Annotated in this window: 13 protein-coding genes; 11 read left to right on the top strand and 2 right to left on the bottom strand. The window is 71.9% G+C overall.

Translation table 11 applies throughout. The annotated features are described in order from the left end of the window. The first annotated feature begins 51 nt into the window (after window positions 1–51). The 10 genes from pyrH (at window position 52) to M3B01_RS13115 (ending at window position 9,848) form a co-directional block, all read left to right on the top strand. Window positions 52–807: a UMP kinase gene (gene pyrH, locus M3B01_RS13160; protein WP_193865401.1), complete on the top strand. Its 756-nt coding sequence runs from the start codon at window positions 52–54 to the stop codon at window positions 805–807. A gap of 66 nt (window positions 808–873) precedes the next feature. Beyond that, window positions 874–1,440, top strand: coding sequence for a ribosome recycling factor (gene frr, locus M3B01_RS13155; RefSeq protein ID WP_193865400.1), 567 nt, complete (start codon window positions 874–876; stop codon window positions 1,438–1,440). A 32-nt stretch (window positions 1,441–1,472) separates the two neighbouring features. Further along, the gene (locus M3B01_RS13150) at window positions 1,473–2,432 is read left to right on the top strand and encodes a phosphatidate cytidylyltransferase (protein ID WP_259792746.1); all 960 of its coding nucleotides are present in this window, start codon (window positions 1,473–1,475) and stop codon (window positions 2,430–2,432) included. Next, on the top strand, window positions 2,429–3,748 hold the full coding sequence (gene rlmN, locus M3B01_RS13145) for a 23S rRNA (adenine(2503)-C(2))-methyltransferase RlmN (RefSeq protein ID WP_396123373.1): 1,320 nt from the start codon (window positions 2,429–2,431) through the stop codon (window positions 3,746–3,748). The genes M3B01_RS13150 and rlmN overlap by 4 nt, the downstream gene beginning before the upstream one ends. 76 nt (window positions 3,749–3,824) lie before the next feature. Further along, window positions 3,825–4,373, top strand: a complete 549-nt coding sequence (locus M3B01_RS13140; RefSeq protein ID WP_193865398.1) for a DivIVA domain-containing protein — start codon at window positions 3,825–3,827, stop codon at window positions 4,371–4,373. Next, on the top strand, window positions 4,370–5,587 hold the full coding sequence (gene dxr, locus M3B01_RS13135; protein WP_259792744.1) for a 1-deoxy-D-xylulose-5-phosphate reductoisomerase: 1,218 nt from the start codon (window positions 4,370–4,372) through the stop codon (window positions 5,585–5,587). The genes M3B01_RS13140 and dxr overlap by 4 nt, the downstream gene beginning before the upstream one ends. After that, complete coding sequence (locus M3B01_RS13130) at window positions 5,584–6,924, top strand: RIP metalloprotease (RefSeq protein ID WP_259792743.1); 1,341 nt, start codon at window positions 5,584–5,586, stop codon at window positions 6,922–6,924. The genes dxr and M3B01_RS13130 overlap by 4 nt, the downstream gene beginning before the upstream one ends. Before the next feature lie 138 nt (window positions 6,925–7,062). Continuing rightward, window positions 7,063–8,220, top strand: coding sequence for a flavodoxin-dependent (E)-4-hydroxy-3-methylbut-2-enyl-diphosphate synthase (ispG, locus tag M3B01_RS13125; RefSeq protein WP_193865395.1), 1,158 nt, complete (start codon window positions 7,063–7,065; stop codon window positions 8,218–8,220). Window positions 8,221–8,249: 29 nt separating this feature from the next. After that, window positions 8,250–9,074 (top strand): DUF4081 domain-containing GNAT family N-acetyltransferase, encoded by an 825-nt coding sequence (locus tag M3B01_RS13120; RefSeq protein ID WP_259792739.1) that lies wholly within the window; start codon window positions 8,250–8,252, stop codon window positions 9,072–9,074. 180 nt (window positions 9,075–9,254) lie between these two features. Continuing rightward, a complete protein-coding gene (locus M3B01_RS13115; RefSeq protein WP_259792737.1) occupies window positions 9,255–9,848 on the top strand; it encodes an AAA family ATPase in 594 nt (197 codons plus the stop codon). 66 nt (window positions 9,849–9,914) lie between these two features. Here the strand turns inward: M3B01_RS13115 and M3B01_RS13110 are convergent, their stop codons facing one another. Next, a complete protein-coding gene (locus M3B01_RS13110; RefSeq protein ID WP_259792734.1) occupies window positions 9,915–11,384 on the bottom strand; it encodes a hypothetical protein in 1,470 nt (489 codons plus the stop codon). 82 nt (window positions 11,385–11,466) lie between these two features. Between M3B01_RS13110 and M3B01_RS13105 the strand changes: the two genes are divergently transcribed. Continuing rightward, the gene (locus tag M3B01_RS13105; protein WP_259792731.1) at window positions 11,467–13,251 is read left to right on the top strand and encodes a proline--tRNA ligase; all 1,785 of its coding nucleotides are present in this window, start codon (window positions 11,467–11,469) and stop codon (window positions 13,249–13,251) included. A 40-nt stretch (window positions 13,252–13,291) separates the two neighbouring features. Here M3B01_RS13105 and M3B01_RS13100 read toward each other — a convergent pair whose 3' ends face one another. Next, window positions 13,292–14,416, bottom strand: a complete 1,125-nt coding sequence (locus M3B01_RS13100; protein WP_259792729.1) for a ferritin-like domain-containing protein — start codon at window positions 14,414–14,416, stop codon at window positions 13,292–13,294. Between the last annotated feature and the right edge of the window lie 175 nt (window positions 14,417–14,591).

Genomic DNA, 14,591 nt, shown 5'->3' with positions numbered 1-14,591 from the left:
CCCCCCCGCGCCGGTATCATCGCCCAGGACCACGCGCGCGGAAGGACTGACATGACCCAGACCATCACCTCCCCGATCCCTGTGATGCCGAGGCGGGCCGACGGTCGGCGAGTGCTGCTGAAGCTCTCCGGCGAGGCCTTCGGCGGCGGAGCGGTCGGTGTGGACCCCGATGTCGTCTCCCGCATCGCCGGCGAGATCGCCGAGGGCGTCGCTCAGGGCGTGCAGTGCGCGATCGTGGTGGGCGGCGGCAACTTCTTCCGGGGGGCCGAGCTCTCCCAGCGCGGCATGGACCGTCGGCGCGCCGACTACATGGGCATGCTGGGCACGGTCATGAACTGCCTGGCCCTGCAGGACTTCCTGGAGCAGCGGGGAGTGAGCACCCGGGTGCAGACCGCGATCGAGATGGGGCAGGTCGCTGAGCCGTACATCCCCCTGCGCGCCGTGCGTCACCTCGAGAAGGGCCGCGTGGTGATCTTCGGCGCCGGCGCGGGCATGCCCTACTTCTCCACCGACACCGTGGCTGTGCAGCGCGCCCTGGAGATCGGTTGCGAGGAGGTGCTGATGGCCAAGAACGGCGTGGACGGCGTCTACACCGCCGACCCCCGCACGGACCCTCAGGCCGAGCGTCTCGCGGCCGTCACCTACAGCGAGGCCCTCCAGCGCGGCCTCAAGGTCGTGGACGCCACCGCCTTCAGCCTGTGCATGGACAACAGCCAGCCGATGATGGTGTTCGGGCTCGATGAGCCGGGCAACATCACCCGGGCCCTGCGCGGCGACCGCATCGGCACCGTCGTCACCGGCGGCTGAGTCCCGCCGCCGCCCGCTCCCTGCGGGACAATGGACCCACCACCCCAACGATTCGAGGAGCACACCGTGAGCGACGACATCGCAAGCATCCTGAAGGACGCCGAGAAGAAGATGGCCAAGTCCGTCGAGGTCACCAAGGAGGAGTTCACCACCATCCGCACGGGCCGTGCGAACGCGGCGATGTTCCAGGGGATCAACGTGGAGTACTACGGCGCTCCCACCCCGCTCAACCAGCTGGCCTCCCTGAACTTCCCCGAGGCGCGCACCGTCATCGTCACCCCCTACGACAAGACCGCCATGGCAGCGGTGGAGACCGCCCTGCGCGAGTCCGACCTGGGCGTGAACCCCACCAACAACGGTGACAACCTGCGCATCGTGCTGCCGGCCCTGACCGAGGAGCGCCGCAAGGAGTACGTGAAGCTGGCCCGCACCAAGGCCGAGGACGGCCGCGTCTCCGTTCGCGGCACCCGCGGCAACGCCAAGAAGGCCCTCGAGAAGCTGGTCAAGGACAAGCTGGTGGGCGAGGACGAGGGCGTGCGCTCGGAGAAGGACCTCGACGTCCTCACCAAGAAGTACGTCGAGCAGGTGGATCAGGCCCTGGCGGCCAAGGAGACCGAGCTCGAGACCATCTGACGGCGCTGCCCGTCGTCGTCCCGAGCCGCCCTGTGACCGCCGACTCGCGCCGTGAGGCCGCCTCGAGCACCCTCGAGGCGGTCCCGGCGGCGACGGCGGGTGATCCCGCGGGACCGCTCGGGTCGCCGGCCGGGCTGATCGCGCCCCGGACGGACCCCGAGGTGCCGGCGGTCCACGCCAAGCGGCGCGGCCCGGGCCGCAACCTCCCGGCCGCGATCGCGGTGGGACTGGTCATGGGAGGCATCCTGCTGGGCGCCGTGTTCGCCGTGCCTCGGGCCTTCCCGGTGGTGGTGGCGATCGCACTGTGCCTGGGCATGCTGGAGCTGACCCGCGCCCTGTCCCACGGGGGGCTGAGGGTCCCCGCTGTCCCCCTGCTGGTGGGGGTGATCGGCATGGTGGTCTCCACGGTCTCCTACGGTGTGGGCGGGCTGATCGTCTCCACCGCCGCTGCCGTGTGCGTGCTGATCCTGTGGCGGGTCAGCGAGTCGATGGGCCTGACCGCTCTGCGCGACGTGACCGGTGGCGTGTTCGCGCTGGCCTGGGTGCCGTTCCTGGGCTGCTTCATCCTGCTGCTGTTCGCCCAGGAGGGCGGGCCGTGGCTGGTGCTGCTGGCGGTGCTGGTCCCGGTGGCCAACGACACCGGCGGCTACGTCGCCGGAGTGCTCTTCGGCTCCCACCCGATGGCGCCGAGCATCAGCCCCAAGAAGAGCTGGGAGGGCTTCGCCGGCTCCCTCGTGGCAGGGGCGGCCGCCGCGATCATCATGACGGTGACCGTGCTGGATGAGGCATGGTGGATCGGCGCGATCCTGGGACTGGTGCTGGTGGTCGTCTCCACCGGCGGCGACCTCGCCGAATCCCTGCTCAAGCGCGATCTGCGCATCAAGGACATGGGGCACCTGCTGCCCGGGCACGGCGGCATGCTGGACCGGCTCGACTCGATCCTGCTGGCCGCGCCGACCACCTACATCATGCTGGAGATCCTGCTTCCGTGAACGCTCAGCCCCCGACCTCCTCCACCGCTGCCGACCCCGGTGCGCCCCGCGAGCCCGCCGGACCGCCGCGCACCTCCTCGGCCCGGAACCCCGATCTGTCCCGTGAGGCGATCCCCGGGCAGAAGGTCGCCCTGGCGCCCGGGCAGCTGCAGCTGCGGCCGGCCCGTCGCGGGAAGCCGCCGGCCCACCTGGCCGACCTCACGCTCGAGGAGCGCATCGAGGCCGTGAAGGAGATGGGCCTGCCGGGCTTCCGCGCCAAGCAGCTCTCGGTCCACTACTTCGAGCACTTCACCACCGATCCGGAGCTGATGACGGACCTCCCCCGGGAGCGTCGCGAGGAGCTCGTCGAGCGGTTCTTCCCGACCCTGCTCACCCCGGTCTCCCGCCAGTCCGCAGATCACGGCGCCACCCAGAAGATCCTGTGGCGCCTCTTCGACGGCTCCATGGTGGAGTCGGTGCTGATGCGCTACTCGGACCGCATCACCCTGTGCATCTCCTCCGAAGCGGGATGCGGCATGAACTGCCCCTTCTGCGCCACCGGACAGATGGGCCTGACCCGCAACCTCTCCGCCGCCGAGATCATCGAGCAGGTGCGGATCGCCAACCGCATGCTCGCCGCGGGCGAGATCCCCGGTGGCACCGGCCGCGTCTCCAACATCGTGTTCATGGGGATGGGGGAGCCACTGGCCAACTACCGTCCCGTGGCCACCACCTGCCGTCGCCTCAACGCCCCGGCCCCCGAGGGCTTCGGCATCGGCGCCCGCCACATCACCGTCTCCACGGTGGGGCTGGCCCCCGCGGTGCGCAAGCTGATGGCCGAGAGGATCCCCGTGACCCTCGCCGTGTCCCTGCACGCGCCGGACGACGCACTGCGCGACGAACTGGTGCCGATCAACACCCGGTACGACGTGGACGACATCCTCTCCGCCGCCCACGAGTACTTCCAGGTCACCGGGCGCCGCGTCAGCATCGAGTACGCGCTGATCCGCGACATCAACGACCAGGCCCACCGTGCCCAGCTGCTGGCCGACAGGCTGATCGCCCACGGCGGCGCCCACTGGGTCCACGTCAACCCCATCCCCCTGAACCCGGTCAAGGGATCGAAGTGGACAGCCTCGGACCCGCTGGTGGAGAAGAAGTTCGTGGAGACCCTGCGGGACAACGGCATCTCCGCCACCATTCGCGACACCCGCGGTTCGGACATCGACGGTGCCTGCGGGCAGCTGGCCGCCGAGGTGATCGAGACCGACGAGCACCGCGCCGATCGCGAGGCCCGGGTGGCTCGGGTCGAGGCCGTCGCATCCCGGCCGGAATGACCCGCCCGCCCTGCACGAACCGCGCCCCCCACGCCGCTACAGTGGGACCGCGACCCCGCCGAGGAAGGACCCACTGGTGAGCACATCGTTCGAACGCGTCTCCCGCTTCAGCGTCGGCTACGACACGCACGAGGTGGACGAGTTCCTCGCGCGCGCCCGCACCGCCTACGAGGGCCGCGACGCCGGTTTCTCCGGCAACGACATCTCCTCGGTCAGCTTCGGCACCGAGCGCGGCGGCTACGACATGCGGGTGGTCGACGAGGCCCTGGACCGGCTCTCCGACGCCTTCGCCCTGCAGGCCCGTGACGACGCCATCGCCGAGCGCGGCGAGGAGGCATGGGTGGCGGAGCTGACCCGCCGCGCCGAATCGCTCAAGGAGCGCCTCGAGCGCCCCGCGGGGGAGCGGTTCTCGCCTGCGGCCGAGGGCGAGCCCGCCTACGACAGGACCGACGTCGACGCCCTGTGCGACCAGCTGATCGCCTACTTCACCGAGGGCCACCCGATGAGCGTGGACGACGTGCGCCGTGCCGCCTTCCGCCGCCGGCGAGGGGCCGAGGGCTACCGCGAGGCCGTGGTGGACGTGTACCTCGACCACGTGGCGGACGTGATGGCCTCCGTGCCGTGACCGGCAGCCCTGTCCGGCGCCTGGTGCTGCTGGGCTCGACCGGGTCCATCGGGACCCAGACCCTCGAGGTCTTCCAGCGCTACCGGGACGTGGCCCATCTGCATGGCATCGCCGTGGGAGGAGGCCGCCCCGAGCTCGCCGCGCAGCAGGTGCTTCTGCACCGCCCCGAGCACGTCGCGGTGGCCGATGCCGCCCGCGCCGAGGTCGTCGAGGACGCCATCGCAACGGCCTGCCGTGATGCCGGGGTGCCCGCCCCTGCGATGAAGGCGGGCGAGGAGTCCGTGGTGGAGCTGGCAGGCTCCCTGGGGCCCGGTGACGTGGTGCTGAACGCCGTCACCGGCTCCATCGGACTGCTGCCCACGCTGGCGGCGCTGGACTCCGGTGCCCGCCTCGCGCTGGCGAACAAGGAGTCCCTGGTGGTCGGCGGGGCCCTGGTGACCGCGCGCGCAGCCGAAGGGCAGATCCTGCCGGTGGACTCCGAGCACACCGCGATCGCTCAGGCCCTGGCCGGGGTGCGATCGGACCAGGTGGACCGGTTGGTGGTCACCGCCTCCGGCGGCCCGTTCCGCGGCCACAGCCGCGAGCAGCTCGCCCGGGTCACCCCCGAGCAGGCCCTTGCCCACCCCACCTGGGCGATGGGCCCGGTGATCACCACCAACTCGGCGACCCTGGTGAACAAGGCCCTCGAGGTGATCGAGGCGTGCTTCCTGTTCGACCTGCCCGAGGACCGCGTGGACGTGGTGGTTCACCCGCAGTCGATCGTGCACTCCATGGCCACCCTGGTGGACGGCTCCACGATCGCCCAGGCCAGCCCCCCGGACATGCGCCACGCGATCGGCTGGGCGCTCGCCCACCCCGAGAAGCTGCCGCACCTGGCCCAGCCGCTGGACTTCACCACCGCCCAGTCCTGGACCTTCGAGCCCGTCGACGAGCAGACCTTCCCCGCGATCCAGGTGGCGCGCGGAGCCCACCGCGAGGGAGGGGGCGCGATGGCCGTCCTCAACGCCACCAACGAGGAGGCCGTGACCGCCTTCTTCGAAGGCGAGCTCTCCTTCCTCGGCATCGTGGAGACCATTCAGGCGGTGCTGGCCGATCCGGCGCGCCCCCGCGTCGAGCCGGCCGACGGGGTCCCGGCGCTGCTGGACCTCGAGCGGTGGGCCCGTACCGCCGCCCGCACCGCGATCGCTGCTCGCGCCGCGGAGTCCCGCCCATGACGGTGGCCCTGTCCCTGCTGGGTGTGGTGATCATCGGCCTGGGCCTGGCCGCCTCGATCGCCCTGCACGAGATCGGGCACCTGGTGCCCGCCAAGGCCTTCGGTGTGCGCGTGACCCAGTACATGATCGGCTTCGGGCCCACGGTCTGGTCCCGTCGTCGTGGCGAGACCGAGTACGGGATCAAGGCGATCCCCCTGGGCGGCTACATCCGCATGATCGGCATGTACCCGCCGCACCGCGGAGACGCCCCCGGCACCGTGCGCGAGGACTCCACCGGCTTCGTCCAGCAGATGGCGCAGGATGCCAAGGAGTACGAGGCCGCCCAGTACGACCCGGCCGAGGTGCACCGCACCTTCGTGTCCCTCTCCGTGCCCCGCAAGATCGTCGTGATGCTGGGCGGGCCGGCGATGAACCTGCTGCTGTCGGTCCTGCTGATCGGGTTGCTGGCCTGCGGCATCGGCCTGCCCGCGGTGACCCCCGCGGTGCAGGCGGTCTCGGAGTGCGTGCTGCCGGCCGACGCCCCTGAGGGCACCTCCTGTGAGGGCCGCCCCGCAGCGCCCGCACTCGCCGCCGGCATCCGCCCCGGTGACACCCTGATCGAGATCGACGGTCACCAGATCCGCCGCTGGGAGGATGTCACCGCGGCAGTGCGCGCCGCGGGCGATCGCACCGTGCCCGTGGTCGTGGAGCGGGACGGCGAGGAGCTCACTCTCCAGGCCACGCCCATCGTCGATGCCCGCCCGGTGCTGGACGAGAACGGCGCGGTGGTGCGCGATGACAGCGGTGCGATGCTCACCGAGCAGGTGGGCTTCCTCGGCGTCTCCGGCACCCCGGACCTGGTGCGGCAGTCCCCGGCGGCGGTCCCCGAGCTGGCCTGGTCCACCCTCTCCCAGACCGCCCGACTGGTGATCGCCCTGCCGGCCCGCTTGGTGGACGTCGCCAAGGCCGCGTTCGGCCCGGGGGAGCGAGACCCGAGCGGCCCCATCGGCGTGGTGGGGGTGACCCGTCTGGCCGGGGAGGTGGCCGCCGCGGACCAGCCGGGATTCGAGCTGCGGGAGAAGACCGGCACCATGATCTCCATGCTGGCCTCGCTGAACATGGCCCTGTTCGTGTTCAACCTGCTGCCCCTGCTGCCCCTGGACGGCGGGCACGTGGCCGGCGCCCTGGTGGAGGGGGTGCGACGCCGGATCGCGCGGCTGCGCGGCAGGCCCGATCCCGGGCCGGTGGACATCTCCCGCATGCTGCCGCTGACCAATGCCGTGGCGATCGTGCTCCTGGTGATGACGGTGCTGCTGCTGTACGCGGACATCGTCAAGCCCATCCGCCTGTTCCCCTAGGCGCGTGCCTGCCCCGCAGCTGGGCCCGCCACCGCGGTGCTGGACCTGCCTCTGCGCTGCGGCCTGCCGCTGTGCAGGTGCGGTGGAGGTGTCGAAGCTCGCCACCCGCACCCAGGTGCCCGCGGTCATAATGGGACGGTGACTTCAGTGAGCCTCGGCATCCCGTCCGTCAAGCAGCCGCCGCCCGTCCTCGCGCCGCGTCGGCAGACCCGCAAGGTGCGCCTCGGCGACATCGCCGTGGGCGGCGACGCACCGATCACCGTGCAGTCGATGACCACCACTCCCACGCACGACATCAACGCGACCCTGCAGCAGATCGCGGAGCTCACCGCTGCCGGCTGCGACATCGTGCGCGTGGCCTGCCCGCGCCAGGAGGATGCCGACGCCCTCAAGGCGATCGCCGCGAAGTCCCCCATCCCGGTGATCGCCGACATCCACTTCCAGCCCAAGTACGTGTTCGCCGCGATCGAGGCAGGCTGTGCGGGCGTGCGGGTGAACCCCGGCAACATCCGCCGCTTCGACGACCAGGTGGGGGACATCGCCCAGGCCGCGAAGGACCACGGCACCGCCCTGCGGATCGGCGTGAACGCCGGCTCCATCGACCAGCGCATGATGAAGGGCGACCGTGTCACCCCGGAGGCCCTGGTGGCCTCCGCCGTGTGGGAGGCCGGCCTGTTCGAGGAGCACGACTTCCACGAGTTCGGCATCTCCGTGAAGCACAACGACCCGGTGATCATGGTGGAGGCCTACCGCCAGCTCTCCGAGAAGGGCGACTGGCCCCTGCACCTCGGCGTCACCGAGGCCGGCCCCGCCTTCCAGGGCACGATCAAGTCCTCCGTCGCCTTCGGCATCCTGCTGAGCGAGGGCATCGGTGACACCATCCGCGTGTCCCTCTCCGCCCCTCCCGTGGAGGAGGTCAAGGTCGGGAACCAGATCCTGCAGTCGCTCAACCTCAAGCCGCGCAAGCTGGACATCGTCTCCTGCCCCTCCTGCGGTCGCGCCCAGGTGGACGTGTACACCCTCGCCGACAAGGTCACCGAGGGGCTCAAGCACCTCGAGGTCCCGCTGCGTGTGGCCGTCATGGGCTGCGTGGTCAACGGCCCCGGGGAGGCCCGTGAGGCCGATCTGGGCGTCGCCTCCGGCAACGGCAAGGGGCAGATCTTCGTCAAGGGCGAGGTCATCAAGACGGTGCCCGAGGCCGAGATCGTGGAGACCCTGCTGGCCGAGGCCAACCGCATCGCGGCCGAGATGGAGTCCGCCGAGGCGGGCGGGGCCCCGTCGGTCTCGGTCGGCTGATCCAGGTCATGTTCCGGCGCGGTGCGCGCGTGCGGCCCCTACGCCCGTCCGCTTGGAACCCCTCCCTCGCCCTCGCCCGGCGCGACCGCGTGGTCAACGCCCTGGGCGGCGCACGCCTGGTGGAGCTCGCCCGTGCCGGAGCACTGGGGCGGGAGTTCCAGATCGCCGGAGAGGACCATGATCCCGAGGGCATCCTGTGGGACGGCGTGAACCTGTCCCCGATGAGCGCCTCGGAGGAGGCGATCGACCTCTTCGGCCGCTACGTCGTCGCCCGCCCGCGCCGCGCCAGCTCCGTGGTGGGCCCGCGGGCGGCCGTCGAGCAGCTGTGGCCCCACCTGGAGCCGCTGTGGGGAGCGGAGGTGCGCGAGCACCGCTGGAGTCAGCCCCTGCTGATGGCCAGGGGAGAGGCGGGCGCGCCGATGGGCGCAGGTCTCCGTGCAGCGGTCCCGTCCCAGATCGACCGCGTGTTCCCCGCCTCCGTGGCCATGTTCCGCGAGGAGGTGGGGGCGGACCCGCTGCGCGGTGACGGCGGCCGCGGCTACCGCGCGCGGGTCACCGAGCTGCTCCACCAGCAACGCACCTACGTGGTCCTCGAGGGCACCGAGGTTGTGTTCAAAGCCGATGTGGGGGCGCTGTTCGAGGACGTCGCGCAGATCCACGGGGTGTGGGTGAAGCCCTCGCACCGCTCCCGGGGCCTGGGCCGCGCCGCCATGGCGGAACTGGTCCCGCTGGTGCGCCGCGACCACGCGCCCCACGTGTCCCTGTACGTCAACGACTACAATGAGCCCGCCCGGCGTGCCTACGCCGCCGCTGGCTTCGAGCAGGTGGCAGAGCTCTCCACGATCCTGTTCTGATCTTCTCGGTTCTGGTCCGCTCTGATCTGTTCTGGTCTGGACCTATCGGCGGTGGCCCGCGGTGCTCTCCCGCAGCGCCGCTCGGTCATCCCAGTTGGCACGGTTCTGCTCGATCCAGCTCTCACGTCCGTCCATGCCGCCCACCGTACTGATGATCCTCGGCGCCCCTACACTGCATCCATGACGTCCTCGCGCCGCGACCCCGCGCCCCCCACCGGCGAGGGTGCCCCCGCCTGCCTGTACCTGCTGGTGGGCCCGCCGGCTGTCGGCAAGCTGACCATCGCTCGCGAGCTCGCCTCCCGCTGCGGCGCGATCGTGGTGGACAACCACCTCGTCAACAATGCCGTGTTCGTGCCCCTCGGGCTGAACCGCGGCGAGGAGGTGTCCCTCGCGGACACCGATGCCCTCCGCGCCCGGGTGCTCGACGTGGTGCTCGAGGCCACCGAGGCGGCCCCGGTCCGTTTCAGCCACGTCTTCACGATCTGGCTGCCGGAGGGACCGGGCAACGCCGCCTACGTCGAGCGGCTGCGCGATCTCGCCCATCGCCGCGGGGCACGGTTCGTCCCGGTCTGGCTCACGGCCGATGCGGACGCTCTGCTCTCCCGGGTGGACGCCCCGGAGCGCGCCCAGCGCAGCAAGCTCACCGATGCCACCGTCCTTCAGGACCTGCTCGAGGTCCCCCTGCTGGCGGCGCCCGAGGATGCCCTCACGATCGACACAACGCAGATCGCACCCGCGCAGGCGGTGACGCAGATCCTCGAGTCGCTGCGCTGAACGGCGCGACCGGGCGGTGCCGCCGGGAGGTCGATGCCCGTCACCTGGGAGGTGCTGCGGCCCCGGTCAGAGCGCGTCGATCGCGAGCAGGACGTTCGCTGCCGTCCACGCCAGCGGAGCCACCTCCGCGGGTCGGCCGTCGAACAGCACCTTCTCGGGCAGCGACCCCACCTGGGTGCGATGGCCCGCCAGCCAGCGGAGCACCTCGTGAGCATCGGCGTGATCGCCGGCTCGTGCCAGTGCGAGACCCAGCAGGCTGGTGGACGGTGTCCAGCTGACCCCGTCCTGCCGCCAGGACTCACCGGGGGCGATGCCTCCTCCGGGACGCGAGAGCCGTGAGCGCAGGGACCGCAGCTGCCGGGCGGGCACGACGCCCGGCATGCCGGAGGCGTCGAACAGTGCCAGCGCCGAGTCCTCGCCCCCGCCGGTGCGGTACCGCTGGTACCCGGCCGCGCCGAAGCTGCCGTACAGGAGCGCCTCGAAGCTCTCGGCCGCGCGGGAGACGGGGGACTCCGCGGTGAGCGCGGCCGCCGCACGCAGGCCCCGCAGCGTCGCCGCCATGGTCCACAGGGTGACGTGCTTCTCCCGCACCTCCCAGTAGTCGGGGGTGGCGGGCGGCAGGGCGGTCCCGGCCTCGGTCAGCTCCACCAGCAGGGAGGTGGAGCGATCGACGAGGTCCGACAGGGACCCGGCCAGGTCGACGCGGTCCCTCGGCCCCACGGCCTCCAGCACCTCCTCCACCGCCCAGAGCAGCAGTCCCGTCCCGTCGAGCTGGCGGGGCCGGGAGTCCGGCCGGGCTCCCGTGGACGGCTCGTACCGTGCCTCGAACCATCCGTCGCGCGCCTGCAGGGACTGCAGGTGCAGCAGGATCTGGGCGGCCCGTTCGGCATGCCCCACCCGTGCCAGGGCGACCGCGCAGAAGGCGGCGTCCCGCGGCCAGACGTACCGCCAGGAGGGACTCCATGCCGCGACCGGGGCCGGCATTCCCTCCGAGAGCACCCACAGGTCCTGCAGGGCGGAACGGGCGAGGTCGCGCAGGTCCTTGGGCACAGCGGTCAGCCACGGCCGTGCGGCCTTCGTGAACGCATCGGAGGCGAGGACGATCGGGTGGGTGGCGCCCAGTCCGCGCACCAGGCGGGTGCCCGGCTGCAGTGCGGAGACGGGCATCCCGCTCGCGCCACGGGCCACCGGCGTGCCCGGCATCGCCCCGGCCCCGGGTGCCGCGGCTGATCCTCGCGTCCCCACCAGCACCCGTTCACCGGCGCCGTCGAAGGCCACGGTCTGAGACCACAGGGAGATCACAGTGCGGGAATCAGTGCCCGGGCGCGAGACCGCAGCGACACCACCGGTGCCCAGCACGCCCATCGCCCCCAGCAGTCCCGCGCCGCGCAGAAGCCGACGTCGGTCAGGGAGAGTGCGACCGGCGCCGCCGTTGGCCGGGGCGCTGGAACGGCCGAGCGGGCCGTGGCGAAGAGCGTCGGGGCTCAGAGCATCCTCCGTTGCGGGTGCGATGCGTGAATCGGTGCCTGCGCCCATGGTCGCACGAGACGGACGGATCCGTGCGGCGGCGCGGCTAGCATGGACCCGGCTCCGTCCGCCGCACCGAAAGGCCTGCCCCATGATCCGTCTGTCCTCCTCGTTCATCCGCACCCTGCGCGAGGACCCGGCGGATGCCGAGGTCGCCAGCCACCGCCTGCTGGTGCGCGCCGGCTACATCCGCCGCAGTGCCCCGGGCGTGTACACCTGGCTGCCGCTGGGACTGAAGGTGATGCGCAAGGTGGAGCAGATCGTGCGGGAGGAGCAGGACGCCATCGGCGGTCAGGAGCTGCTGTTCTCCGCCCTGCAGCCCCGCGAGCCCTACCAGGCCACCGGCCGCTGGGACGAGTACGGTCCCACCCTGTTCCGGCTGCAGGACCGCAAGCAGGCCGACTACCTGCTGGCCCCCACGCACGAGGAGATGTTCACCCTCGCGGTGAAGGACCTGTTCTCCTCGTACAAGGACCTGCCCTCGATGCTGTACCAGATCCAGACCAAGTTCCGCGACGAGGCCCGCCCCCGTGCGGGCCTGCTGCGGGTGCGCGAGTTCATCATGAAGGACGCCTACTCCTTCGACATCGACGATGCCGGCCTGGACGTCTCCTACGAGAAGCAGCGCGGCGCCTATCAGCGCACCTTCGACCGCCTGGGGCTGCCCACCGTGATCTGCCAGGCCGATGCCGGCGCCATGGGAGGATCCCGTTCCGAGGAGTTCCTGCATCCCACCCCGATCGGGGAGGACACCTTCGTGGTCTCCGACGGCGGCTACGCGGCCAACGTCGAGGCCGTCACCACGCTGCCCCCGCAGGCGCTCACGGAGGAGCAGATCGCGGCCCTGCCCGCGATGCACGTCGAGGACACCCCCGGGGCCAGCACCATCGCCGCGCTCACCGACTTCTCCAACCAGGCGTTCCCCGGCCGGGGACCGATCGCGGAGTCGGGGGAGTGGACCCGCTACGAGATGCTCAAGCACCTGGTGTACCTGCTCACCCATCCCGACGGCTCCACCGAGCCGCTGGTGATCGCGATCCCGGGCGACCGTGAGGTGGACGAGAAGCGCTTGGAGGCTGCCCTGGCCCCGGCGGTGGCCGCGCCCTTCACCGACGAGGACTTCGCCGCGCACCCGGTGCTGAAGAAGGGCTTCATCGGCCCCGAGGGCCTGGGCCTGGAGGGTGCTAGCGGCATCCGCTACCTGGTGGACCCCCGCGTGGTGCCCGGCAGCGCATGGGTGGCCGGTGCCGGTGAGAAGGACAAGCACGTCTACGACCTGGTGTACGGCCGCGACTTCACCGCCGACGGCACCATCGAGGCCGCCGAGGTGCGCGACGGGGACCCCGCCCCCGACGGCTCGGGCCCCCTGCGCCTGACCCGCGGCATGGAGATGGGCCACATCTTCCAGCTGGGCCGCAAGTACGCGGAGGCGCTGGACCTGAAGGTGCTCGACGAGAACGGCAAGGCCCAGGTGGTCACCATGGGCTCCTACGGGATCGGCGTGACCCGCGCCGTGGCCGCCATCGCGGAGCTCTACCACGATGACAAGGGCCTCGCCTGGCCGCGCGAGGTCGCCCCGGTGGACGTCCATCTGGTCGCCACCGGCAAGGACCAGGCGGTGTTCGAAGAGGCCGAGCGCATCGCGACCCAGCTCGAGGACCGCGGCCTCACCGTGATCTACGACGATCGCCCCAAGGTCTCTCCCGGGGTGAAGTTCAAGGATGCCGAACTGCTGGGCATGCCCACCATCGTGGTGGTCGGCAAGGGCCTGGCTCAGGGCGTGGTGGAGGTGCGGGATCGTGCCTCCGGGGAGATCCGCGAGGTCTCCCCGCAGGACGTGGTCCAGGCCGTGGTGGAGCAGGCACGTCCCGCCTGAGCCCTCGGACACGGACGGGCCCCGCTCTCGGGGCCCGTCCTCACTCCTCGGCAGCCCCCTCCGGGGCCAGGGACGGCAGCGGCTCCAGCCTGCCCACCAGGGACGCGAGCACACCCGCCTCCGCCATCGCCGCCTCGATCGAGACGGCGCGCCGCTCGAACGGCGCCGCACCCACCAGCGAGACGTGCCCCACCAGCAGAGCGTCCGAGAGGAGACTCGGCAGCTGTGCTGCGCTGCGGCCGGAGAGCGTGCCGCCCGGCAGCGGGTACACCGCCTGCCGCTCCACCGGCGGGGCCCCATCCTCCTTCGCGATGGTCAGCAGCGCATCGGCCCGGGCACGATGCTCCTCCACCGCTGTCAGGTGGTCCTCGCGCGCGGTCCCCTCGGCGCTCGCCGCGAGCACCTCGTGGACGTAGGCGGTGTACCACTCCTGCTCCTGGGCCGCCTCGATGTACTGGTGGTAGTCGCTCTCGGCACCGATCGAGGGCGGATCCTGCTGCGGGACCGCACGCGTGGGCGCGATGTCCTCCGCCGCCCGCGGCCCGGGGACCTCGCCCTGCCCGCTGGCCCGGTGCAGTCGCACCGCCGCCCACGTGGTGTGGGCGCCGAGTGCGCACACGGGGCGGGCCAGGGACCCGGAGACCTGACGAGCCGCGTCCACGCACAGCTCCCTCAGCTCCACCAGCAGTGCGATCAGACCCGCCAGGTCGGTGGCCGTGGCGGTGGGAGCTGGCGCTGTAGTGGCGTGGGGATCCGGGTCCTCCGCCTGCTCCGACTCCCGCTCGGCCTGTGCGCCGGTCAGCAGCGCCTCGCGCTGCACCGGCAGTGCGCGGGACAGCGCCGCCAGGGCATCGGTGACCCCGACGTCCGGGGGCACCGGGGCCGGCTCGCCACCTCCGTCGCTCGCGCCGGTCCCGGCCCCGGCCCGATCCCGCAGCGCCTCCGTCGAGGCGACCGTGCGGTCCAGCAGCGCGAGCAGGTCGACCCGGTACAGGTCATCGATGCCGGGCGGGGGAGGCGTGTACTCGGCCGGGCCTCCCACGCGCACGGGACCGCAGGCCGTGATCCCCAGGACGCTCCCTGCTGCCAGCGCGAACACCGCGCGCCGACTCATCGCTGGAAAGGGGCGAGAGGTGGCGGAGGCAGGACGGGACGTGTTGGGCACCAGCTGATTCTCGCATCGAGCCCGCCAGTCACGCCTGAGGGCCGCAGCACAGGGGCCGCAAGGGAGCGGAACCCGGCCCGGCGCACTATCCTGGATCGTGCCCACCCCGGCCACCGGCGGTGGGACTGACAATCGAGCCGCGACCGTGGTGTGCGTGGAGGAGGGGGATCGAGCG

Source organism: Brachybacterium sp. p3-SID957, assembly GCF_025144775.1.
Classification (GTDB): domain Bacteria; phylum Actinomycetota; class Actinomycetes; order Actinomycetales; family Dermabacteraceae; genus Brachybacterium; species Brachybacterium epidermidis.
This window is presented reverse-complemented; position numbering and strand designations above follow the sequence as displayed.